Genomic DNA, 21492 nt, shown 5'->3' with positions numbered 1-21492 from the left:
TTATTTCAGTGATTTATTCCGTACAAGTCGATGTGGTTAAAGGCTGATAATAAATCTGATTACGCCCCAATTGCTTGGCACGGTATAAAGCCTGATCTGCGATCCCCAGTAACTCGACTTTGCTCAAATCGACCTCGCCTTTAAAGACTGTAATCCCTAAACTAATGGTGACAAATGGAGACACTTCAGACATTTCATGCGGAATTCCCAAACGCTCAATCGCTCGGTAAATATTTGAAGCCACCGCATAAGCGCCATGTGCATCAGTTTCAGGTAATAACACCACAAACTCTTCGCCGCCATAACGCGCCACAAAATCCATATGTCGAATCGCATTTTTAATAGATTTTGCAATCGATGAAATCACATCATCGCCCTTTTGGTGACCATAACAGTCGTTATATTTTTTGAAAAAATCAACATCGATAAACAAAATCGATAAGGGTGTTTCATCCTGACGTGATTGCTCATAATAGGTATCCATCATTTCATCAAAATTACGCCGATTTGATATCTTCGTCAGCTCATCATTCTGACTCAAATGCAGCAGTTCTGAGGTATGTATTCGATGTATTTTTTCACTGATTTTAGCACGGCGAATATTTAAAAAAATGATACGCTCACGGGCGTAAATCATACGACTGATGATAAACCCCAGTAAACAACTACCAAACATCACACGCCCCATCACGATCGCATCAAACTTGACCAAAGTCGAAATCAGGACTAAAAATGAAACCCCAGCGGCTGCTATACCAGTCATAAAAACATATCCCGGCTTTACCCCAGTCAGCAAATACCCCAAGACATAAATCATGCAAATGATCATCATCGCTTGATGACGCAAAGCTTCGGTATGCACCGACATGGTCAACCAAGTCGTCGAGACCACAGCCCAAAACACAGCAAACATGGCAGCATAGGCAAAAAAAGCCTTCAGCTTGGTAAAATGTGAAAAAATATAAAGGAACAAAAGACAGACAGCACCATTCAGCAACCCAAGTAAGCAATGAATAAAATCTTGTTTAAAATGAGACTGTTCAATAATCCAGTAATCCCCTGGAATCGTTAAAATGGCAAAAATAAAATAAGCCAAAACACCAGACCAAAGAAAGTCATTAATATTGCGACGCGCGCGCTCTAAGTTTAATCGCCAAAACTCTTGTTCTAATTTCTGAGGAAAAACCTGACCAATACGACGGTTGTGTCGTGTAATCAGCTCTTCCATTTTTTCTTTATCGTACTGAAGTTTGGCGAGGTTGTATTTATATTCCATACCAGACCAGATTTAATTCTTGTAGTTGCCTAAAAATAACACAAAATTACAAAGATAAATCATAATAATCAGACAAGATGCCTTTATTTGTCATTACCATTTTTGGCGCATATGCATTATCATCTGTTTTATTTCTTTGACAGAAATCGCCTTGAATACGATTACGATTCTCCAGCCAGATGACTGGCACGCTCACCTTCGTGATGGTCTTGCATTACAACGTACGGTTCCCGATTTAGCCCAACAGTTTTCACGCGCTATTTGTATGCCAAATACCGTACCTCCTGTTAAAACGGTTGAGGAAGCGAATGCGTACCGTGAACGCATCATGGCGCACGTACCAAAAGGCAATGCCTTCGACCCACGTATGGTGTTGTATTTTACTGACACAACTTCGCCTGAAGAAGTCAAAAAAATTAAAAACTCTGAGTTTGTAAATGCCATTAAACTCTACCCTGCTGGCGCGACCACTAACTCAGATAATGGTGTAAGCGACATTCGTAAAGTCTATGCCGTTATTGAGCAACTTGAAGAACATCAGGTTCCATTACTGTTGCATGGTGAAGTCACACATAATCATGTCGATATTTTCGATCGTGAAAAACGTTTCTTAGACGAAGTTCTTTCTCCGTTGCTAAAGCAATTTCCAAAACTGAAATTGGTTTTAGAACACATTACGACCAGTGAAGCAGCTAACTTTGTTTTAGAACAAGACCGCAATGTGGCTGCAACCATTACTCCGCAGCATCTACTGTTTAACCGTAATGATATGTTGGTTGGTGGCATTAAACCGCACTTCTATTGCTTACCCATTTTAAAACGTCAAACCCATCAGCAAACTTTGCTCGAAGTTGCGACCAGTGCCAACCCTAAGTTTTTCTTAGGCACAGACAGTGCACCACACTCTAAAAATACCAAAGAAAATGCATGTGGATGTGCAGGTTGTTACAGCGCACCAACGGCAATTGAACTTTATGCTCAAGCATTCGATCAAGTGGGTAAACTTGAACGCCTTGAAGGTTTTGCCAGCCACTTTGGTGCAGACTTCTACGGTCTACCGCGCAATACTTCAACAATTACACTCGTAAAAGAAGACCAAGTCATCCCTGAGAGTTTAGACTATTTGGATGGTGAACAAATTATTCCGCTGTATGCGGGTAAAACCATTCAATGGAGAAAAGTGTGACAAATGAAACATTGCCAATAATTGGTCAGCGTTTCCGTGGTTTTCTACCTGTTGTTGTCGATGTCGAAACAGCAGGTTTTAATGCACAGACCGATGCCTTATTGGAAATTGCTGCAATTCCGATTATTTATAATGAAGAAGGTCAATTTGTACCGGGTCCTGCACATCACGCGCATATCAACCCCTTTGAAGGTGCAAATCTAGACCGTCGCTCATTGGACTTTATTGGTATTGATCCCTTTAACCCCATGCGCATGGCCATGGCTGAAGACGAAAAAACAGCATTAAAACGTATTTTTAAAGCCGTTAATGAAGTTCGTCGCCAACAAAACTGTACACATGCAGTCTTGGTCGGTCATAACGCCCACTTTGATTTAGGCTTTGTACAAGCAGCGATTGCACGTACAGGAACCAAAAATCAAAACCCATTTCACAGTTTTTCTGTATTTGACACCGTCACCTTAAGTGCTGTGATGTTTGGCCAAACCGTTCTTGCGAAGTCATGTATTCAAGCAGGGATTGAGTTCGATGGTAGAGAGGCCCACTCGGCTTTATACGACACTCAAAAGACCGCCGAACTGTTCTGTTATATTTTGAACAAACTCGCGCCACACCTACTTGACACTCTGGTGGCGGATCAATAAGATACCGCCATCCTCGCAACGTCCCTATCGTCTAGAGGCCTAGGACATCGCCCTTTCACGGCGGTAACCGGGGTTCGAATCCCCGTAGGGACGCCATCTTATTCTATTTCTAGAACACATCACTTTTCATTTAATCGGTTCTGATTGACCACCGATATTTCATTTCAATTTTAACCATACGCTCGCTATACGATGCTTCGTATTTTTCAAGGTTGATTGCTATGCTTAAGAAATTTTTAATCTTTTTATTGATTCTATCGCCTTCTATTTTTTATCTATGGTTTGTCCAACAAGGGACCAATAACACCAAACAAGACCCTGTTGCACAAGAAATCCACTCAAGTGCTGAAAACAGCTCTTCTTATCCAACACCCGACCACTAAAAAATAGTCTTTAAGCATTTGTTTTTTAAATTGATACCGATAGTTCATCAGAAAATTTCAATTCACGTGATTTTTCATCTTATTAAAAACTAGAATATAACTTTAAGCCCATTGTTTGATTTTCTATGCAATCTGCAACGCCGCCTTCGCAATCCTCAACTGATTCATCGCAAAATACCTCATTAAAACGTGCCATGAGCACACGCCACCTGATCATGTTATCGCTTGGTGGTGCCATTGGCACAGGCCTGTTCATGGGCTCAGGCGAAGTGATCTCTCAAGCAGGCCCTCTGGGAGCTGTGCTGGCTTATATTATTGGCGGGTTGATCGCATATATGGTCATGCTTTGCCTTGGAGAGCTTGCAGTACATTTACCTGTTTCTGGTTCATTTGGAGCCTTTGCAACACGTTATATTGGCCCTGGCACAGGCTATATGGTGTCGTGGATGTATTGGCTCGGCTGGTCGGCAACACTCGGTACCGAATTTACCGCAGCAGCCATTTTGGTACAGGAATGGTTCCCACAAACGTCGATCTGGTTATGGACCCTGATCTTTGCCAGTGGCGTCCTGATTTCAAACCTCAGTTCAACCCGAGCTTTTGCAGAGTCTGAGTTTTGGCTGTCCATGATTAAAGTCGCAACTGTACTTATTTTCATTCTATTAGGCTTTGCCTGTATCTTCGGTATCATCCCTTTTCAGGGGTATGAGTCTGCACCCTTATTTAACAACTTGACTGAGCAAGGCTGGCTACCGAATGGTCTTATTCCTTTGTTTACCACCTTATTAATTGTGAATTTCGCTTTTAATGGCACAGAAATGATTGGTATTGCCGCAGGTGAAACTGAAAACCCAGAAAAAAATGTACCCAAAGCCATTCATGCCGCGGTTGGGCGCCTGATTATTTTCTTTGTTGGTACCATCATTGTCATCAGTTCGCTACTTAGCTACACCAACACAGGTTTGCAAGTAGGTGGACATGGCGGCTTAAGCAGCAGTCCATTTGTGACTGTATTCACCCAAATGGGCATTCCCTATGCCGAAGACTTTATCCGTTTTGTGATTATCACGGCATTATTATCAACCGCGAACTCAGGCTTATATGCTGCATCTCGTATGATGTGGGCCCTGTCCTCACAAAACCAACTCCCCAAGCTTTTTGCCAAAGTAAGTAAATCTGGGGTGCCTTATATTGCCATTTGGGTCACCATGATTGGTGGCTTACCAGGCTTGCTCTCTGAGCAGTTTGGTGCAGATGTCATTTTTAAGAACTTGATGGGTGTTGCAGCATTCACTATGGTGATTGTCTGGATGAGTATTTGCTGGAGTCAGTTTAACTTCCGTCGCCAATGGTTAAAGCAAGGTCATGCTTTATCGGAATTGAAATTCCGTACCCCGTGGTATCCGTTGGTTCCGATTTTAGGTTTTATCTGCTGTACTGCGACAGGTTTAAGTATGGCGGCAGACCCTGAAATGCTTTCAGGTTTTATTGGCTGCTTGCTCTTTATGGCCGCTTGCTATGCCAGTTACTATTGGCTCTATCACAATAAAAACTAAGCATCTTCAGCAAAGTGAGCTCAAGCTTATTTTTTGAGCTTACTTTTGCAACAATAAAAAATTCATTCAATTTAATTACTTGTTTTGCCTAATGTTTGAACTTTCAACCATCACAGAGCAAAAACCCTTTTGACAAATAGGCCTTTAATCCTTAATATACGCATCACCTCGCAACGTCCCTATCGTCTAGAGGCCTAGGACATCGCCCTTTCACGGCGGTAACCGGGGTTCGAATCCCCGTAGGGACGCCATATCTTGATCTTATCCGATCAACACTTATTCATAATTACTATTATTTCATTGCAGATTTGCAGTTTTTCACTACAATAGCCCGCTTCATTCCTGAACTTATTAACGCTTATGCACTCATCTCCGAATGATGCTTCGCATCAGGGCAATTCTGCGCCTTTAAAACGCGCTATGAGTACTCGACATCTGGTTATGATTTCGCTTGGCGGCGCAATCGGGACTGGCCTATTTTTAGGGTCGGGTGAAGTCATTGCACAAACGGGGCCTGTAGGTGCCATTATTTCTTATTTCCTCGGCGGGATCATTGCATATATGGTCATGCTGTGTTTAGGGGAACTTGCTGTTCATATGCCTGAGTCTGGCTCATTTGGCGCCTATGCCAAACGCTATATCGGACCAGGTACAGGTTATACCATCACATGGCTGTACTGGCTGACGTGGTCCGTCACGCTAGGCACCGAGTTTACAGCTGCTGCACTTCTCATGCAGGAGTGGTTTCCAGATAGTTCAATGTGGATGTGGACTCTAATTTTTGGTGCTTTTGTATTTAGTTTAAATATGATCTCGACCAAATGGTTCGCTGAATCTGAGTTTTGGTTGGCTTTAGTCAAAGTTATCACCGTTGTTATTTTTATTTTATTGGGTCTACTCGCTATTTTTGGCGTGATTGGCTACAGAGGCTATGAAGCTGCGCCTTTATTTAGCAACTTAACGGCTCAGGGTTGGTTCCCAGAAGGCTTGTTCCCTATCTTTACCACCATGTTGATCGTGAACTTTGCATTTTCTGGTACAGAGCTTATTGGTGTTGCTGCGGGTGAAACCAAAGATCCTGCTAAGAACGTACCCAAAGCCATCAATACCGCGATTTTCCGTTTATTGATTTTCTTTGTGGGTACCATTTTGGTCGTGACTTCACTCCTTCCGCATCAAGAGGCAGGTTTAGCGGCTGAAGGCGTGAGTAGTAGTCCATTTGTAACCGTATTCCAACACATTGGCATTCCTTATGCTGAAGATATCATTCGTTTTGTGATTATCACTGCGTTGCTATCTGCTGCGAACTCGGGACTATTTGCCGCTTCGCGTATGATGTGGTCGTTGTCTTACCAAAAACAGTTGCCAGCAGTCTTCTCAAAAATCAATGCACGTGGTGTCCCTTATGTGGCAGTCATCGTGACTATGATCGGGGGTATGCCGGGTTTACTGTCTGAACAGTTTGCACCTGAAGCTATTTTTACCAATTTACTGGGTATAGCAGCGTTTACCATGGTCGTAGTTTGGATGAGTATTTGCTTAAGCCAATTTAACTTCCGTCGCCAATGGTATAAACAAGGACGTAAAAAAGAAGAATTAGGTTTTGCAGCACCCCTGTTTCCTATTTTGCCAATCCTTGGCTTTATCTTCTGCTTTATCACCTGCGTTAGTATGGTGTTTGATCCAAGTATGCGTATTAGCTTCTTTGGTTGTTTACTGTTTATTGCCGTATGTTATGCTAGTTATTACACCTTTTATCACAAGAAATCTTAATCCTTACTGTTAAAAAGAGCGACTTCGGTCGCTCTTTTTTTATACTGTTTTTATCGAGTACATCATCGGTGCATGCACGATGAATATTGTATGGATTCATGGGATGAATCAGCAGCATAAGACTGCGCGTACCCTGCTTCAACATTGGCTTGTGATCTTACAACAGGTACTGAGCGAACTTGGCTACGCATATGACCTAACTTATCTTCAGCGGCACAGTCGGCTGGCCTTTTATGGAGAACTTCTAACACGGCAGCATTTAGAAAACACCCTCAACGCCAGCACCCTCATGCCACAGCATTGGTCTCCTTTTTCCTTTTTGTAATCCTATTCCTGACGCACACCGCCGCACCCAATATCGAACATCAAGCTGAAATTTCTAAAAACCCTCAGCTCACCATTTCAGATGAACTCTCATTCAATAATAAAATTAAATACATCAGCCTCCTCGGCAAAGATCTGGCCTTACGTGACTTAGCCAGTTTAATCAACCACTTTCCGGAGTTGCATAGCAGCTTTATTCATCGTTTTTTGATGGAAGCGTATCTATATTTATCCAATCCACACTTCATCCACACAGTGCATACGCGTCTGCATGAGCACTTATACGGTACGAAACCCAATATTGTGATTGCCCACTCTCTAGGCAGCGTGATTGCCTATAATTATTTAATTCAACACCCTGAACTTAAGATTCAAACACTGATTACCCTCGGTTCACCACTTGCCTTTCGCGTTATTCAGTGTCATTTGCAGCAACCCATTCAACGGCCCGCTGCTTTATATGGCGATTGGATCAATTTTTATTCAGATGCTGATTTTCTAAGTGCTTTTCCACTGAACCAAAAACCGTTTGCTTTTACTCCCGCGATTATCAACAAGAAAATCACCACTGATATTGCTCATCCTCATCTGATCGAAGGCTATTTACACCATCCCGAGTTCATCAACAACTTGCTAAGTTTGCTTAAAAAATCGGCTTAAATCATATGATTTTTAATCATTTTATCTAGATTGTTTTAAATTTACGCACTCAACACTTAAAACTGGAATTATTTAGAGAAAAGCGTTTGACACCCCTCTATTTTCGCCCTAATATACGCCCACCTCTGAAACGTCCCTATCGTCTAGAGGCCTAGGACATCGCCCTTTCACGGCGGTAACCGGGGTTCGAATCCCCGTAGGGACGCCAATTTCAGAAGTAAAGTTTTATTAAGTCCCTATCGTCTAGAGGCCTAGGACATCGCCCTTTCACGGCGGTAACCGGGGTTCGAATCCCCGTAGGGACGCCATTACTTAAGATCAAAAGTAATCGGTTTTAAAACATCACTTCTGTACTGTCCCTATCGTCTAGAGGCCTAGGACATCGCCCTTTCACGGCGGTAACCGGGGTTCGAATCCCCGTAGGGACGCCATATTTGAGATTGATTTTTTCTAAAGTCATCTCATAAAAAAGCCCAAGCATTATGACTTGGGCTTTTTTATTGCCGGTCTATTTACGATCAACTTCAATTAAAGCGGTCGAGGCAAAAATAGCCTGTGGTGCAATCACAGTTTCCTTCAAGGGAATGTTTTGCCCATATCGCTGTTGCATGAGTTGCTTGACTTCAGACGAACTTAAATCAAATTGCTTCAGTTTGGATAACGGAGCCAACTCAATATCTAATGCATCATGATAGGCCTTCCAGACTATTTCTGAGCAATATAGCGCACGATTGTCCCACTCAAAATAAAGATCATAAGGCTGACCTAAGTATTGTTCTGCGTTTTTGATCAGTTGCTGCTTTTGCTGAACAGTCAAATTCGCTTTAAAGCGTTTCACCACATAATGCCGCTCAACCCCGCGATCAATCCACTGCTGAAGTGCCGTATATTTTACAGGCTGAACTGCCTCTAAAACCCATACTTTTCCATTTTTATGAACAATTAAACCCATATGGCTATAACTAGACTTGGTCGCTTTTTGTATCCCTAAACTTTGTTGAGACTTCGAGACGTGAAAAATAATATCCCCTGTTTGATAGGATATATTCGCCCATAGCAGTTGAGGACTTACCAACAGTGAAACAGCACTTAAAATCACAACATTTCTATTTTTCATCCTAGATTTCCTTTATTCTTCTTTTTATAGATAAGATCAATCACTTAAAACTAAAAATATTTATGATCTTACATCATCTTCAAAACTCACGTTCACAGCGTATTCTTTGGTTACTTGAGGAACTTGAGCTGTCTTATGAAATCAAACTATATGATGCAACACAAGCCAAACAAACGAAGCTCAAGTTTCCGACCCTCGACATTCCACATCATGCTCATACGATACGACTGACGGAAAGCAGTGCAATCGTAGAATATTTATGCCAACTGCACCAGAAGTTGATTATTCCTCATGACCATACACAGTATTGGAACTTCTGTTTTTATAGCCATGCTAGTCTCATGCCCAATTTGGCATTGAAACAAGTTTTCCAACACATTAAGCAACAAACACCTTTGGTTGTGCGCTTTGTGAGTTTGGCTTTTCAAAGCGCGTTCAATCAGGCTTATTTAAATCCTGAACTACACCGACAACTTAAAAAAATTGATACCCACTTAAGCACGCATTCATACTTTGCAGGCGATGTGTTTAGTTATGCCGATATCTTGATGTGGTTTCCACTCTATGCAGCCAGTTATGCCACACCGCAGTTTGCTCAGTATAACGCCATTCAACACTATTTCACCCAAATACAAAGCAGACCTGCCTTCAATGCTGCAATGGCACATGGGCAATGGTCTGCTTCCTATTTTGAACACTATTGGTCTATCACGCAGTGAGGCTATGCTTAAGCTGACTTTCTAGAGTTGACTTGCCCTTTAATCACGGCTTTCACATTGCCTTTTAAATAATTAAAAAACACTTTAAGAGGTGACAGCTTCGGATTCGGCTGTTTACCTTCTGCGATATCCTTAAATTGCGCGGCATACCAGATCACTTCCATAATCGCCATTTTATCGATCATTGAAATGCCTGTTTTGATCTTATCGACTGCATAACGCACATCTTGACCTGCAATTAAGCGGTTGGTTACGTCAGGTTCTACCGCAAATGGACGCGCCATCCCAATAAAGTCACACGCGCCACTTTCTAAGGCTGCATTCATACCCGCAGCCGTACGAAAACCGCCTGTCACCATCAACTTACACTGGACTTGTTCACGAATTTTTTCAGCAAATTCTAAGAAGTAAGCCTCACGTGCAATGGTCGACGCTTTACGTTTTTCTTGCTTCACCCCAGCCATGGCAGGTGCTTCATAGCTACCACCTGAAATTTCAATCAAATCAATCCCAGCCGCATCAATAGCTTTAAATGTCGCAATGACATCTTCTTCCGAGATTCCACCACGCTGAAAATCTGCCGAGTTGAGTTTGACCGAAATAATAAACTGCTCTGAAGTCACTGCACGTACTGCTTTATAAATTTCTAATAAAAAACGCATACGGTTTTCAGAAGAGCCCCCCCATTGATCTTGGCGTTTATTGGTCAATGGCGATAAAAACTGACTGATGAGATAGCCATGTGCACCATGTAATTGCACGCCTTCAAAGCCCGCTTTCTCACAAATGGCAGCTGAAGTTGCAAAACGTTGGATAATATCAAGGATTTCATCTTCAAGGAGCGCTCGTGGCGTTCCAAAGCTCATTGCTAAAGCAGGGCTAAACGGTACTGCTGAAGGTGCAACCGTTTCCTTATTTAAACCCTTAGGACATTGACGGCCCGGATGTGACAACTGTACCAATTGCACCATGCCATGTTTTTTACCAATCGCAGCCCATTGTTTTAGTGGTTCTAAGTCACGCTCGGTTTCAATCACCACCACGCCTGGCTCATTTTTAGCTCGGAAGTCCACCATCACATTACCTGTAATGGCACAGCCTAGGCCTCCTTTTGCCCAAGCCTCATACAAGCCTAAGTGCAAATGATTCGGCTGGCCAGCATGATTGGCCAGTGCTTCACTCATTGCCCCTTTAATCATCTTATTTTTAAAATGGACCTGCCCAATGTCGATTGCGCTTGCAAGCTGGCTCATGAAAATTCATCCTTTAATATTTTTTAGTGTTTTTACTCTATGTATTTTTTGGCTACAGTCAAGAGAATTTGACAATTCATTTTGTCAAAATTTCTGATCTTTTATTTAGAAAATGATTTTACTGATACTGACTGGCTTGAATCAATTGACGCGTATAGTCAGACTGCGGTTGTTCAAAAAGTTGTTCAGTGGCTTGCAACTCCACCACTTTGGCATGTCGTAAGACCAAAACTTGTTGGCAGAGTGCCCGTACCACTTGTAAGTCATGACTAATAAACAAATAGCTCAGACCCTGCTCGAGTTGTAGACGGCGTAATAACGCCACAATCGAACGCTGCGTACTTCGGTCTAAGGCCGAAGTTGGTTCATCTAAAATCAATAGTTTAGGTTGAAGTACCAAGGCTCGTGCCAAAGCCACACGCTGTCTCTGTCCACCGGATAGCTCATGTGGATAATAGCTTTTAAATGTGACAGGCAACTCCACCTGAGTTAAGACATTCTCAACATGTTGTGTCCTCTCAAACAAAGACAAAGGCTTTAAAGCCAAACCTTCTGCAATGATTTGTTCAACACTCATGCGTGGGTTCAAACTTGCGAACGGGTCTTGAAACACGATTTGAAAATCACCGCGAAGCGGACGTAATGCCTTTTGCGAGAGTTGGTTTAAATCATGTTCTCCAAACTGGATCTTTCCTCGACTTTCAATCAGCCTTGCTACGGCCAGTGCCAAAGAACTTTTGCCTGCACTACTTTCCCCCACCACTCCCAAAGAATGCCCTTGAGCCAAGCTCAAGTCCAAAGCTTCAACCGCAGCAAGATACTGTGTCGTGCGATTAAACCAGCCTTTTTTAATCGGAAATTTAACCTCAAGTTGTTTTAAGCGGAGCAAAGGTGCTGCATCTTGTACATTAATGGCTTGACCAAAAGAATGATTGAGTAAGTTTTGAGTATAAGTAGACTGCGACTGCTCAAAAATCTGCGCAACCGCCCCTTGCTCTACGACCTTACCTTGATGGATGACCACGGCATCATCAGCATAGTGTTTCACCAAGTTGAGGTCATGGCTAATCAAAATCATGGCCATGTTATGGCGCTGTTGTAAAGACTTCAGCAAGTCTAAAATTTGAACTTGCAGCATGACATCTAGTGCCGTGGTGGGCTCATCAGCAATCAAAATATCAGGCTCTTGCACCAGTGCCATGGCAATCATGACCCGCTGGCGTTGGCCGCCAGACAGCTCATAAGGAAAACGCTGCAACACACTTTCAGGATTTGGAATACCCACATCTTCTAACAAGGCAATTACTCGTTGCCGCGCTTGTGTTTTAGACCAACCCTGTAACCATAAAGTCTCGGCAATGATCTTTTCCACCCGATGCAAAGAATTTAAAGCGGTCATTGGCTCTTGAAAAACCATCGCGATTTTTTGCCCACGAATCGACCTAAGTTGCGCATCGCTCAACTTTAAGAGATTTTTTCCGTCTAACAGTACTGAGCCTTGCACTTGTAAAACTTTCGGCAACAAACCCATCAAGGATAAAGCACTGACCGATTTTCCTGAACCGCTCTCTCCAACCAGCGCCAAAGTCTGCCCAGCACGCAGTTCAAAACTGAGCTGATCGACTAATACCCGTTCTGAGCTGTGAATGCTCAGGGCATTCACTTCAAGTATCGGAGCTGTTCTATTGGCGTCTAGGGTCAAATGCATCGCGCAAAGCCTCCCCGATATACATCAGCAACGCAAGCACAATAGCCAAGCTAAAAAAGCCAGACAGAGCTAACCATGGTGCATTTAAATTATTCTTGCCTTGTAACAAAAGCTCACCCAATGATGCCGCATCAGGCGGTAAGCCATAACCCAAGAAATCCAGTGCTGTTAGCGCTGTAATATTGGCAGTTAAAATAAAAGGCAGTTGTGACAGGCTAGAGCTGATTGCATTGGGTAAAATATGCCGAAAGATAATAGCTCGGTTGGTGACACCTAAACTTCGCGCGGCACGGACATAGTCTAGCTGACGGGCCCTTAAAAACTCAGCACGTACCAGTGGAACTAAAATTGTCCAACTGAATAACAGCATGATTAAAAACAGCCAGTAAATATTTGGGCTAAACATACTGACTAAAATCATCACCATGAACAGCATGGGTAACCCGCCCCACACTTCTAAAATGCGCTGCCCGATTAAATCGATCCAACCACCGTAATAACCTTGTATTGCTCCAATCACTATGCCCAGTACAGCTGAACTGAAAGTCAAAATAAAACCGAACAGCAATGAGACACGTAAACCATACAACACGCGTGCCAAGACATCACGACCTTGGTCATCTGTCCCGAGCCAATTTTGCATTGTGGGTGGTGACGGTACAGGGACTGTCAAATCTACATTGGGGGTTTGATATGAATATCGAATCAACGGCCAAACAACCCAACCTTTTGCTTGAATCAGCTGCTGTACCACTGGATCTTTATATTCAGTTTCAGTTTCGAAAACACCGCCAAAAGTCGTTTCAGGATAGTGTTTCAATACAGGGAAATATAAGGTCTGATCATACTTAACCAATAGTGGTTTATCATTCGCGATTAGCTCTGAGGCTAAAGACAGTACAAAAACACAGATAAATAAAATACTACAACTAAGACCGAGCTTATTTTGCTTAAATCGTTTGAAACCTGCCTGTAAAATGGGTGACATCAGCCTCTCCCTTGCGAATCAAAATGTATTCGCGGATCAATCAGCTGATACAACACATCGCCAATCAGACGCAGCAGCAAGCCCAACAAAGTAAAAATGAACAATGTGCCAAAAATCACAGGATAGTCTCGTTGCACAATCGCCTCAAAGCCCAATAGGCCTAAACCATCCAGATTAAATATGATCTCAATAAATAAATTGCCCACAAAGAAGTAAGCGATTAAAGCTTCAGGTAAGCCTGCTACCACAATCAATATTGCATTACGAAACACATGACCATACAACACTTGAGACTCAGTCAGGCCTTTGGAACGTGCCGTCAGCACATAAGGCTTGCCTAGCTCTTCCATAAACGAATACTTGGTGAGATAAGTCACTGTGGCAAAGCCACCAATCACCATCGCCAAAAGCGGTAAAGCCATATGCCAAAAATAATCTTTAATTTTGCCCCATAGCGACAAGTCCGCAAAATTTTCCGAGACCAAACCTTGTAGAGGGAACCATTGGAAATAAGAACCGCCTGCAAAAAAGACAATCAGGAGAATTGCAAAAATAAACGCAGGAACCGCATAGGCCACTGCCAACAGTAGCGAGGTCGACTGATCAAACAACGTGCCGTGCAATCGGGCTTTTTTGATGCCCAAAGGAATGGAAATCAGATAAATCAGTAAAGCACTCCACAGCCCTAAGGACAAGGATACAGGTAATTTATCCTTAATCAGTGCTGTAACAGGTTGGTCTTTAAAAAAGCTCGTGCCGAAGTCTAGTTGCGCATAATTTTTCACCATTTCAAAGAAACGTATATGCATGGGCTGATCAAAACCATAATGTGCTTTGATCTTTGCGAGCATTTCATCACTGAGTCCTTGCGCGCCTTGATAGACATTTGAGCCTCCACCTGCACCGCCCAAATTACCCAAAGTTTGCATAGCTTCCGCTTGTTGAATGGCTTGCTCAACAGGCCCACCGGGTGCAATTTGAATCACAGCAAAATTGATCAGCAAAATCAGAAATAAGGTCGGAACGATCAGCAACAGCCTTTTGAATATATACATACGCATCTCACCCCCTATGCCAGCTTATGGCTTGGCTGCCTGACCTAAGTACTGACTCACCTTTTTCGCCTGTTTGGCATCACTCCACCAATAATCCAAACCGACATGCAACTGTGGACTCCGTGCCGGTTTTTGATACATGTTCCAATAGGCATACCATTGATCCGCTTTACCATAGGTCGGTATTTGATAATAACCTGCACGCAACAAGCGATCTAAAATACGCGTTTGCACCACCACTTGCTTACGATCAGGCGCTTGAATCAACTGTTGGATCATCTGATCGATCACCGGATTTTGAATACCCGAATAATTATAATTTCCCACCTGATGGGCTGAAGCACTGCCCCACAGTTGCACCTGTTCTTTGCCCGGTGTCAAAGACTGTGGCATCGTTTGTAGGGTCATATCAAAATCTTGAGTCCGCATACGCTCATAGTACTGCGGTGTATCAACCTGTCGAATGTTCAGCTGTATTCCTAGGCGCTTTAGATGGCGAACAAAAGGCGTAATTTCACGTACAGCATCACTCGGCTGAATCAGAAACTCAAACTGAATCGGCTTATTTTTCCGATCTAACAGTTGACCTTTTGCATTATATGTATAGCTATTTTTTAATAAAATCTGTCGTGCGATGAGTAAATTATTTCGATTATAGCCCGATCCATCTGAAGCTGAATAACGCCAATTTTTTAAAACACCATCTCGCTGCACGGGATGCAATTTTGCCAAATAAGGCTTTAAGATTTTGATTTCAGCAGCCGAAGGTAGACCCTTCGCCTCTAGTTCGCTGTTAGAAAAATAACTTTGCAAGCGTTGATATTGCCCATAGAACATCGCCTTGTTTTGCCACTCGAAGTCGTAGGCATAGGTTAAAGCTTGGCGAAAATAAATATCTTGAAAAGGCTGACGACGGGTATTAAATACAAAACTTTGCGTTGGAATTGGATTGAAATGCTTAAAGCGATATTTTTTAACGAGACCTTGTTTCGCTGCGGGAAAGTTATAGGCTGTCACCCATTGTCGTGCAGACTCTTCCTCATGCAAGGTATATAAACCCGCCTTAAACGCAGTAAAAGCAATATCTTTGCTGCGGTAATACACATAACCCACGCGGTTAAAATTATAGCGTCCTTGGTTGACCTTTAAATCTCTGGCCCAATACTTTGGATTACGCTTATAAACAACCCGCTGCCCTGCATTGATTTTCTCTAAGAGGTAAGGGCCTGAACCTAAAATCGGTTTGACCGAAGTTTGACTGAAATCTTTGCCTTGCCAGTCTTTTTTGGAATAAATTGGCATTCTGGCCACAATCAAAGGCATTTCCACATTATTTCGTGTTTTAAAATGCATTTTGACGCTGTATTTGGACAATACTTCGGTCTTGGCTAAATCCGACAAATACATCTGTAAGCCGAAATTGGACTTGCTTTGAAAGATATCAAAACTGAACTTTACATCGGCTGCGGTAACAATACTGCCATCACTGAAGCGTGCTTTTGGGTTTAAATGAAAAATGATCGCGTTAAAGTTTTTCGGGTCATAGCTGACCTTTTCTGCCAGCAATGGATACATCACCGCAGGCTCATCCAAAGAACTACTCATAAGTGAGTCAAATAAATAATTGGTTCCCTCAACCGCAGTACCGCGACCATTCATGCTGTTTAAGTTATCAAAACTCCCAATGACTGCACGTGTTAATTCGCCACCCTTTGGCGCCTGCACATTGGCATAAGGCAGATGATCCAATTGGCTGTATTTAGGCGTACCATAAGGTGCAATAAAAGGCATGGTCTGCACTGCAGACCATGCCTTTAAAGGTATCGTTACAAGGCTGAACAGCAAGAGTGTTGTTCTAACCTTCATCGGGGCTTTCTCTGAAATTGCATTTCAACTCAATATTAGTTCGGCACCTTAATTACATCGCCAATGCGCAACTGCGTATTCGGTTTTATATCATTGAGCTCAGCCAATTGCGAGGTGTCCATACCATAACGACTTGCCAGTCCAATTAGGGTATCACCACGTTTCACTGTGTACTGCGTAATCAGTTTTGGGATTTGAATGGTCTGCCCAACTTGTAAGCCCGCACGTGCACTGAGGTTATTTAAAGCAGCAAGCTCTGACACTGACATCCCAGCACGGCTTGCAATTGAGTTTAACGACTCGCCTGACTTCACTTTATAAGCTTCAGTTGCCCGACCTGAAGTTGCTTGTGGTTTTGCTGCCACTGTTTCTGTTTTGATTGGAGTTGAATCAACATCACCTTCAATTTTCAAACGCTGACCCACACGAACATTCGCAGTACGGCTCAGGTTGTTCAATTCAGCCAAATAGTTCAGTTGCAAGTGATATTTACGCGCAATGCTATTTAGGGTTTCACCCGATTTCACAACGTGAATATCCGTTGAGTTATTACTTGCAGTAGTTTGTTTTTCGACTGTTTTCGGCGTTTCAACAGCAGGCACTTCACCCGTTAATTTGAGCTTTTGACCCGCACGTAAGCCCGCTGTACGACTCATATTGTTGAGGTCAGCAATATAATCCATACCCAAATTATATTTCGAAGCAATTGCAGTTAATGAGTCCCCCGACTGAACGGTGTAAGTATCTGGCACGGTTGAACCCGCAGGGATCTTAATACTTTGACCCACTTGCAAGCCGCTATTGCTTGAAAGATTGTTGAGATCAACCAGCTCCGACAGGCTCATCTTCGACTGTGATGCAATGCTATACAATGTATCACCACGTTGTACTTTATAGCTTTCAACTTTGAACTGCGGCTCAGCTTTAACTGAAGGCATTTTAGCACTACTTGTCGCTAAGCTTTTAACATCATTAAGTGGCACATTAATTTTTTGTCCAACTAACAGGTTGCTGCCCGCATTTAAACCCGGTGTTAAATCTGCCAATTCTTGATTTGACAGCGCATAGCGGTCTGCAATCAGTTTCAGATATTCACCACGTTTCACTGTATAAAACTGGGTTGCTACTTTGGTTTGGTTAGTAGCTTTCTCATCATTGATTTTAGCACGGGATTGAGCCGTTTCTTTTAAAGAAAGCTTTTGTCCCACACGTACACCACTCGTCACGCTTAAACCGTTATAGTCGGCCAACTGTTTTAAGCTTAAACCGAACTCATCCGCGATACCGGTTAAGGTATCATTGGCACGAACAGTATAACTCTCGGGTTTAGTCTCAGCTTTCACGGTAGAACGAGCTTCGACTTTTTCAGCTTGTGGTTTTGCATCATATAAATAAATCGATGTACCGACATAAAGTGTGGCATTGGCATCCATTTGGTTCCACTTCGCCACATCACGCCAGTTCACCCCATTTTTGGCAGCAATCAGCGCCAAAGTATCGCCCGGTTGTACGGTATAAGTTGAACGTTTACCTTTTGGCGGCACAATTACGATTTCAGAGTCAGTCTTAACAAAGTTTTTGCCTTGATTACGTTTCACTTCATCTGAATCTAAGCGGGTATTGTCAGCCACAGATTTTGGATAAGCAAAACCTTTGGTTAACTCTTTGCCTTGCAGCTCAGCCACAGACTGACTGGTTTGAATTGCGGTGAGCTTAATTTTACCATCTAAAGGATCCACAATTTCTGTGCCTTGAGGGGCCAAAGCTTGAATTTCAGCTACCACTTCAGCTTGCTCTGCTTTCGTCGCAACTGGTTTCAGAACTTCATCGACAGTTTTGCTTTGACCTTCGGCTTGAATTGCCGCGGTTAACTGCTCACGCTCTGCTGCTGAAATTGGTGGTTCAACGGAAACAGGTTTCACTGGGGTCGCTGGCGTAACCGCAACTGGAATACGCGGCGCACTTGGAATATCACTATTGGCAGCAAAAGCAGCCAGGGCATTAGAACCCTTAGGCGTTGAACCACGAGACGGCGTCGCAATAGCAGTACTGCTCGACGACGTTACTGTAGACGAAGTGGCAGGCTTTCCTGTTGTGGTTTTTGTTGTTGTCGTCGCTAAAACAGGTGGTGTAGTTTTCGACGGTGTGATCGCTTTGGTGTTCAACGTTGGCGGTTCGATTTTGCTTGGTTGAATCGTTTGGTTATTTTCAGGCAGCTTGGTATTTGCAGATGCCCATAAGCCACCAGAACCACCCTGTAATTTCTTCAAACGTACATCAACAGAAGGACTCAAATCCGCAGGAATTAAAATCCGCATTGGACTTGCACCATCAATCCATTCACCGCGGTGTCCCGGGTTTAACTGATACAGCTCGGCACGACTTAAACCGGTAATCGACGCAACTTCATTTAGACTCACCGCGCCCACAGTAACTTCTCTAAAGTGTGGACGGTTGGCAATCGGTGGTAAATTGATGTTGTAGGCATTTGGATTTTTAATGATCTGCGCAACCGCCAAGAACCGTGGCACATAGTTCATGGTTTCTTCTGGCAGTTTTAACGACCAATAATCCGTTGGTAAGCCCGCTGCTTTATTACGGTTAATTGCTTGTTGAATACGGCCCGGACCTGCATTATAAGCTGCTAGCGCAAGTTCCCACGAACCAAACTGGTTATATAAACTGCCCAAGAACTCATACGCAGCACGCGTTGACTCGACCACATCACGGCGTCCGTCATATTGGCTACTTTGTTTTAAGCCATAAATGCGGCCCGTACTTGGAATAAACTGCCATAAGCCCGCAGCAGCAGCACTACTGGTTGCAGCAGGGTCATACGAACTTTCAATCACAGGCAGTAGAGCCAGCTCTGTTGGTAAACCGCGACGCTCAGCTTCTTTAACGGTGTGATACAAATAACGTGAAGCACGTGCACTTAAACGATCCAAATACGGTTGACGTGAAATGAACCACCCGCGCTGTGCATCAATACGCGGATTCCAATGATCGCTGTTCATTTTAAAGCCCACGGTCATACGCTTCCAAACGTCACCGTGCTTTAACACCAACAGGCGATCCCCTTCCACCGCACGCATGTCGGTTGCAGAAAGTAAATCTTCTAAAGAATCTAGACTATTTGCGTCTAAGTAGTTTGATCCGACTTGTTTGGATTTAGATGTTTGCGTTGCACTTTGCGTCGAGGAGCAACCAGCCAGTCCAAGTGTCGCGAGAGCTGAACCGAGTACTGTAATTTTAAATAATGTCGGTAACATCGGTTGGCCAAAAATGGCAGCTGACTTATACATAAGAAAATCCAAACAACTCGTATAAAATTTATTTTTTAGATCTGCCATTGTAGTAAAGCACGCCGCAGACACAAGGCGTTAATTTAACTTGAAATCAGTATAAATGTTACAAGAAATTAAAAAAGCTGCATCTTATACACTTCTCTAGTGCATTTGCGTTATACAATGGTGCCCGCTTAGTTTTAATTTTCAGTTTACGGAAGTTGTGTATGTCACAAACAATTACCCTGTATGTCGATGGTGCTTGTCGTGGAAACCCTGGTCTTGGGGGATGGGGCGCCTACATTATTACAGAAACTGAAGAACATAAACTGTGTGGCGGTGAAGACAACACCACCAATAACCGTATGGAACTGACCGCGGCCATTGAAGGCATTCTTTTCTGCCCAACCGACGCGAAGTTGGTAGTCTGGACAGATTCAACCTATGTCAAACGCGGCATTACCGAGTGGATTACAGGTTGGAAAAAGAAGAACTGGAAAGATGTTAAAAATCCAGATTTGTGGAAAAAACTCGATGCAGCCTGCCAAGGTCGTGATATCGACTGGCACTGGGTCAAAGGCCATGCAGGTCATGAAGGTAACGAAATGGCAGATCAATTGGCGAACCTCGGTGCTGATCAAACACAGGCTCAACATCGTCAGTCTAAAACAGTGACAATAGAACCGTCTGTAGATAAAAAAAAAGTTGAGCCAGACTGGTTATTAAACGATCCTTTTGGTTTGGGTTTCGATGACGAAGAAGCCGATGACAGCGAAGATTTAACCGAAAGTGAAATACACGTTGCAGAACAAGAACCAAGTTTAGTCGCTGAACCAGAACTGGATACAACGGTGCCTTCTATTGAACAAACGCCTGAAGTTGCAACAAGTGTCGATTTAACACAACTCAAACAACATCCACAAATTGTGATTACTCCACGTAAAGTTGAGGTCTTTGGACCTCGACAGCTCATCCTCGATACAGAGACCACCGGTTTCTATTATCAAGATGGCGATCGCATTATTGAAGTTGGTGCGATTGAAATGGTGAACCGGAAGCTCACAGGCAGCTCTATTCATATCTACATCAACCCGAAAAAACCTGTGGGCGACTCTGAAAATGTCCACGGGATCTCTGATGACTTTTTAAAAGATAAACCGCTATATCAAGAGATTGCCGACACCTTATTTGCCTATCTCAAAGGTGCGGAAATCATTGCGCATAATGCAAGCTTCGATATGAACTTCTTAGACATGGAGTTCAAGCGTGCAGGATTTGTTGCGCTTTCTGAAGTTTGTGCGGTGACAGATACCCTCGCGATGGCAAAATCTAAGCATCCGGGGCAAAAAAACTCACTCGATGCCTTAGTTCGCCGTTACGAAATTCCGCAGCGTGACCGTACCTTCCACGGGGCCTTACTGGATGCTGAAATTCTAGCCGACGTTTACTTGGCTATGACAGGTGGTCAGGTTTCCTTTGATATGGATGCCCTGTCACATAGTGAACAACAAAATGGGCAAAGTCAGCGTCAAGCACTGGATATTGAACTGGCGGTAATTCAGCCTTCAGCCGAAGAACTTGAAGCACATGAGACTTGGGTCAAACAATACCAAGAAAAACATGGCACACCCTGCCTTTTTGCCAAATAAATTCTAAAGTTTTTGTTAACTTTTGTATTACAAGATTTTTCAGTTAGG

At 43.2% G+C, this 21492-nt stretch carries 15 protein-coding genes, 5 tRNA genes and 1 pseudogene; 13 read left to right on the top strand and 8 right to left on the bottom strand.

The features are described 5' to 3' along the window. Nucleotides 1–13: 13 nt before the first annotated feature. A complete protein-coding gene (locus AC4CVD_RS05725) occupies nucleotides 14–1276 on the bottom strand; it encodes a GGDEF domain-containing protein (RefSeq protein WP_490752387.1) in 1263 nt (420 codons plus the stop codon). Nucleotides 1277–1427: 151 nt separating this feature from the next. Here AC4CVD_RS05725 and pyrC point away from each other — a divergent pair, with 151 nt between their 5' ends. From pyrC to AC4CVD_RS05670, 11 genes and pseudogenes are all read left to right on the top strand, one after another. Continuing rightward, entirely contained in the window at nucleotides 1428–2462 is a 1035-nt protein-coding gene (pyrC, locus tag AC4CVD_RS05720; RefSeq protein WP_078388916.1) for a dihydroorotase, read from the top strand. After that, on the top strand, nucleotides 2447–3106 hold the full coding sequence (rnt, locus tag AC4CVD_RS05715) for a ribonuclease T (RefSeq protein ID WP_005399764.1): 660 nt from the start codon (nucleotides 2447–2449) through the stop codon (nucleotides 3104–3106). The genes pyrC and rnt overlap by 16 nt, the downstream gene beginning before the upstream one ends. A 20-nt stretch (nucleotides 3107–3126) precedes the next feature. Then, nucleotides 3127–3202 (top strand) — tRNA-Glu (locus tag AC4CVD_RS05710). 125 nt (nucleotides 3203–3327) lie between these two features. Beyond that, entirely contained in the window at nucleotides 3328–3489 is a 162-nt protein-coding gene (locus AC4CVD_RS05705; RefSeq protein ID WP_171263853.1) for a hypothetical protein, read from the top strand. Nucleotides 3490–3614: 125 nt separating this feature from the next. Next, entirely contained in the window at nucleotides 3615–5045 is a 1431-nt protein-coding gene (locus AC4CVD_RS05700) for an amino acid permease (protein ID WP_490752386.1), read from the top strand. Nucleotides 5046–5220: 175 nt separating this feature from the next. After that, nucleotides 5221–5296: transfer RNA gene (locus AC4CVD_RS05695), tRNA-Glu, on the top strand. A gap of 109 nt (nucleotides 5297–5405) precedes the next feature. Next, on the top strand, nucleotides 5406–6818 hold the full coding sequence (locus AC4CVD_RS05690; protein ID WP_058869294.1) for an amino acid permease: 1413 nt from the start codon (nucleotides 5406–5408) through the stop codon (nucleotides 6816–6818). A gap of 79 nt (nucleotides 6819–6897) precedes the next feature. Further along, nucleotides 6898–7802 (top strand): annotated as a pseudogene (locus AC4CVD_RS05685) (alpha/beta fold hydrolase). A gap of 132 nt (nucleotides 7803–7934) precedes the next feature. Further along, a tRNA-Glu gene (locus AC4CVD_RS05680) sits at nucleotides 7935–8010 on the top strand. A gap of 24 nt (nucleotides 8011–8034) precedes the next feature. Next, a tRNA-Glu gene (locus AC4CVD_RS05675) sits at nucleotides 8035–8110 on the top strand. Between the two features lie 47 nt (nucleotides 8111–8157). Then, nucleotides 8158–8233 (top strand) — tRNA-Glu (locus AC4CVD_RS05670). Between the two features lie 77 nt (nucleotides 8234–8310). On the opposite strand, the gene AC4CVD_RS05665 is transcribed toward AC4CVD_RS05670, so the two are convergent. Next, a complete protein-coding gene (locus AC4CVD_RS05665; protein ID WP_490752384.1) occupies nucleotides 8311–8919 on the bottom strand; it encodes a YiiX family permuted papain-like enzyme in 609 nt (202 codons plus the stop codon). 62 nt (nucleotides 8920–8981) lie between these two features. On the opposite strand from AC4CVD_RS05665, the gene AC4CVD_RS05660 reads away from it, so the two are divergent. Then, nucleotides 8982–9638 (top strand): glutathione binding-like protein, encoded by a 657-nt coding sequence (locus AC4CVD_RS05660; protein WP_490752382.1) that lies wholly within the window; start codon nucleotides 8982–8984, stop codon nucleotides 9636–9638. An 8-nt stretch (nucleotides 9639–9646) separates the two neighbouring features. On the opposite strand, the gene AC4CVD_RS05655 is transcribed toward AC4CVD_RS05660, so the two are convergent. The 6 genes from AC4CVD_RS05655 to AC4CVD_RS05630 form a co-directional block, all read right to left on the bottom strand. Beyond that, the gene (locus AC4CVD_RS05655) at nucleotides 9647–10891 is read right to left on the bottom strand and encodes an NADH:flavin oxidoreductase/NADH oxidase family protein (RefSeq protein WP_490752381.1); all 1245 of its coding nucleotides are present in this window, start codon (nucleotides 10889–10891) and stop codon (nucleotides 9647–9649) included. A 118-nt stretch (nucleotides 10892–11009) separates the two neighbouring features. Continuing rightward, on the bottom strand, nucleotides 11010–12599 hold the full coding sequence (locus AC4CVD_RS05650) for an ABC transporter ATP-binding protein (RefSeq protein ID WP_490752379.1): 1590 nt from the start codon (nucleotides 12597–12599) through the stop codon (nucleotides 11010–11012). Then, nucleotides 12574–13587, bottom strand: a complete 1014-nt coding sequence (locus tag AC4CVD_RS05645) for an ABC transporter permease (RefSeq protein ID WP_490752377.1) — start codon at nucleotides 13585–13587, stop codon at nucleotides 12574–12576. Before AC4CVD_RS05645 ends, AC4CVD_RS05650 begins: the two co-directional genes overlap by 26 nt. Beyond that, nucleotides 13587–14648, bottom strand: coding sequence for a microcin C ABC transporter permease YejB (gene yejB, locus AC4CVD_RS05640; protein WP_490752376.1), 1062 nt, complete (start codon nucleotides 14646–14648; stop codon nucleotides 13587–13589). The genes AC4CVD_RS05645 and yejB overlap by 1 nt, the downstream gene beginning before the upstream one ends. 18 nt (nucleotides 14649–14666) lie before the next feature. Then, entirely contained in the window at nucleotides 14667–16508 is a 1842-nt protein-coding gene (locus tag AC4CVD_RS05635; RefSeq protein ID WP_490752374.1) for an extracellular solute-binding protein, read from the bottom strand. Nucleotides 16509–16543: 35 nt separating this feature from the next. Beyond that, nucleotides 16544–19813 carry a LysM peptidoglycan-binding domain-containing protein gene (locus AC4CVD_RS05630; RefSeq protein WP_490752372.1) on the bottom strand — a complete coding sequence of 1090 codons (3270 nt, stop codon included), beginning with the start codon at nucleotides 19811–19813 and terminating at the stop codon, nucleotides 16544–16546. Between the two features lie 209 nt (nucleotides 19814–20022). Here AC4CVD_RS05630 and dnaQ point away from each other — a divergent pair, with 209 nt between their 5' ends. Beyond that, nucleotides 20023–21444: a DNA polymerase III subunit epsilon gene (gene dnaQ / locus AC4CVD_RS05625; RefSeq protein WP_279740100.1), complete on the top strand. Its 1422-nt coding sequence runs from the start codon at nucleotides 20023–20025 to the stop codon at nucleotides 21442–21444. The last annotated feature ends 48 nt before the right edge of the window (nucleotides 21445–21492 follow it).

Source organism: Acinetobacter sp. LipI_23, assembly GCF_058243045.1.
This window is presented reverse-complemented; position numbering and strand designations above follow the sequence as displayed.

Coding starts and splice junctions, on each gene's coding strand:
- AC4CVD_RS05725 (WP_490752387.1), bottom strand. CDS start 1,276: ATGGAATATAAATACAACCTCGCCAAACTTCAGTACGATAAAGAAAAA.
- rnt (WP_005399764.1), top strand. CDS start 2,447: ATGGAGAAAAGTGTGACAAATGAAACATTGCCAATAATTGGTCAGCGT.
- AC4CVD_RS05705 (WP_171263853.1), top strand. CDS start 3,328: ATGCTTAAGAAATTTTTAATCTTTTTATTGATTCTATCGCCTTCTATT.
- AC4CVD_RS05700 (WP_490752386.1), top strand. CDS start 3,615: ATGCAATCTGCAACGCCGCCTTCGCAATCCTCAACTGATTCATCGCAA.
- AC4CVD_RS05690 (WP_058869294.1), top strand. CDS start 5,406: ATGCACTCATCTCCGAATGATGCTTCGCATCAGGGCAATTCTGCGCCT.
- AC4CVD_RS05665 (WP_490752384.1), bottom strand. CDS start 8,919: ATGAAAAATAGAAATGTTGTGATTTTAAGTGCTGTTTCACTGTTGGTA.
- AC4CVD_RS05660 (WP_490752382.1), top strand. CDS start 8,982: ATGATCTTACATCATCTTCAAAACTCACGTTCACAGCGTATTCTTTGG.
- AC4CVD_RS05655 (WP_490752381.1), bottom strand. CDS start 10,891: ATGAGCCAGCTTGCAAGCGCAATCGACATTGGGCAGGTCCATTTTAAA.
- AC4CVD_RS05650 (WP_490752379.1), bottom strand. CDS start 12,599: ATGCATTTGACCCTAGACGCCAATAGAACAGCTCCGATACTTGAAGTG.
- AC4CVD_RS05645 (WP_490752377.1), bottom strand. CDS start 13,587: ATGTCACCCATTTTACAGGCAGGTTTCAAACGATTTAAGCAAAATAAG.
- yejB (WP_490752376.1), bottom strand. CDS start 14,648: ATGCGTATGTATATATTCAAAAGGCTGTTGCTGATCGTTCCGACCTTA.
- AC4CVD_RS05635 (WP_490752374.1), bottom strand. CDS start 16,508: ATGAAGGTTAGAACAACACTCTTGCTGTTCAGCCTTGTAACGATACCT.
- AC4CVD_RS05630 (WP_490752372.1), bottom strand. CDS start 19,813: ATGTATAAGTCAGCTGCCATTTTTGGCCAACCGATGTTACCGACATTA.
- dnaQ (WP_279740100.1), top strand. CDS start 20,023: ATGTCACAAACAATTACCCTGTATGTCGATGGTGCTTGTCGTGGAAAC.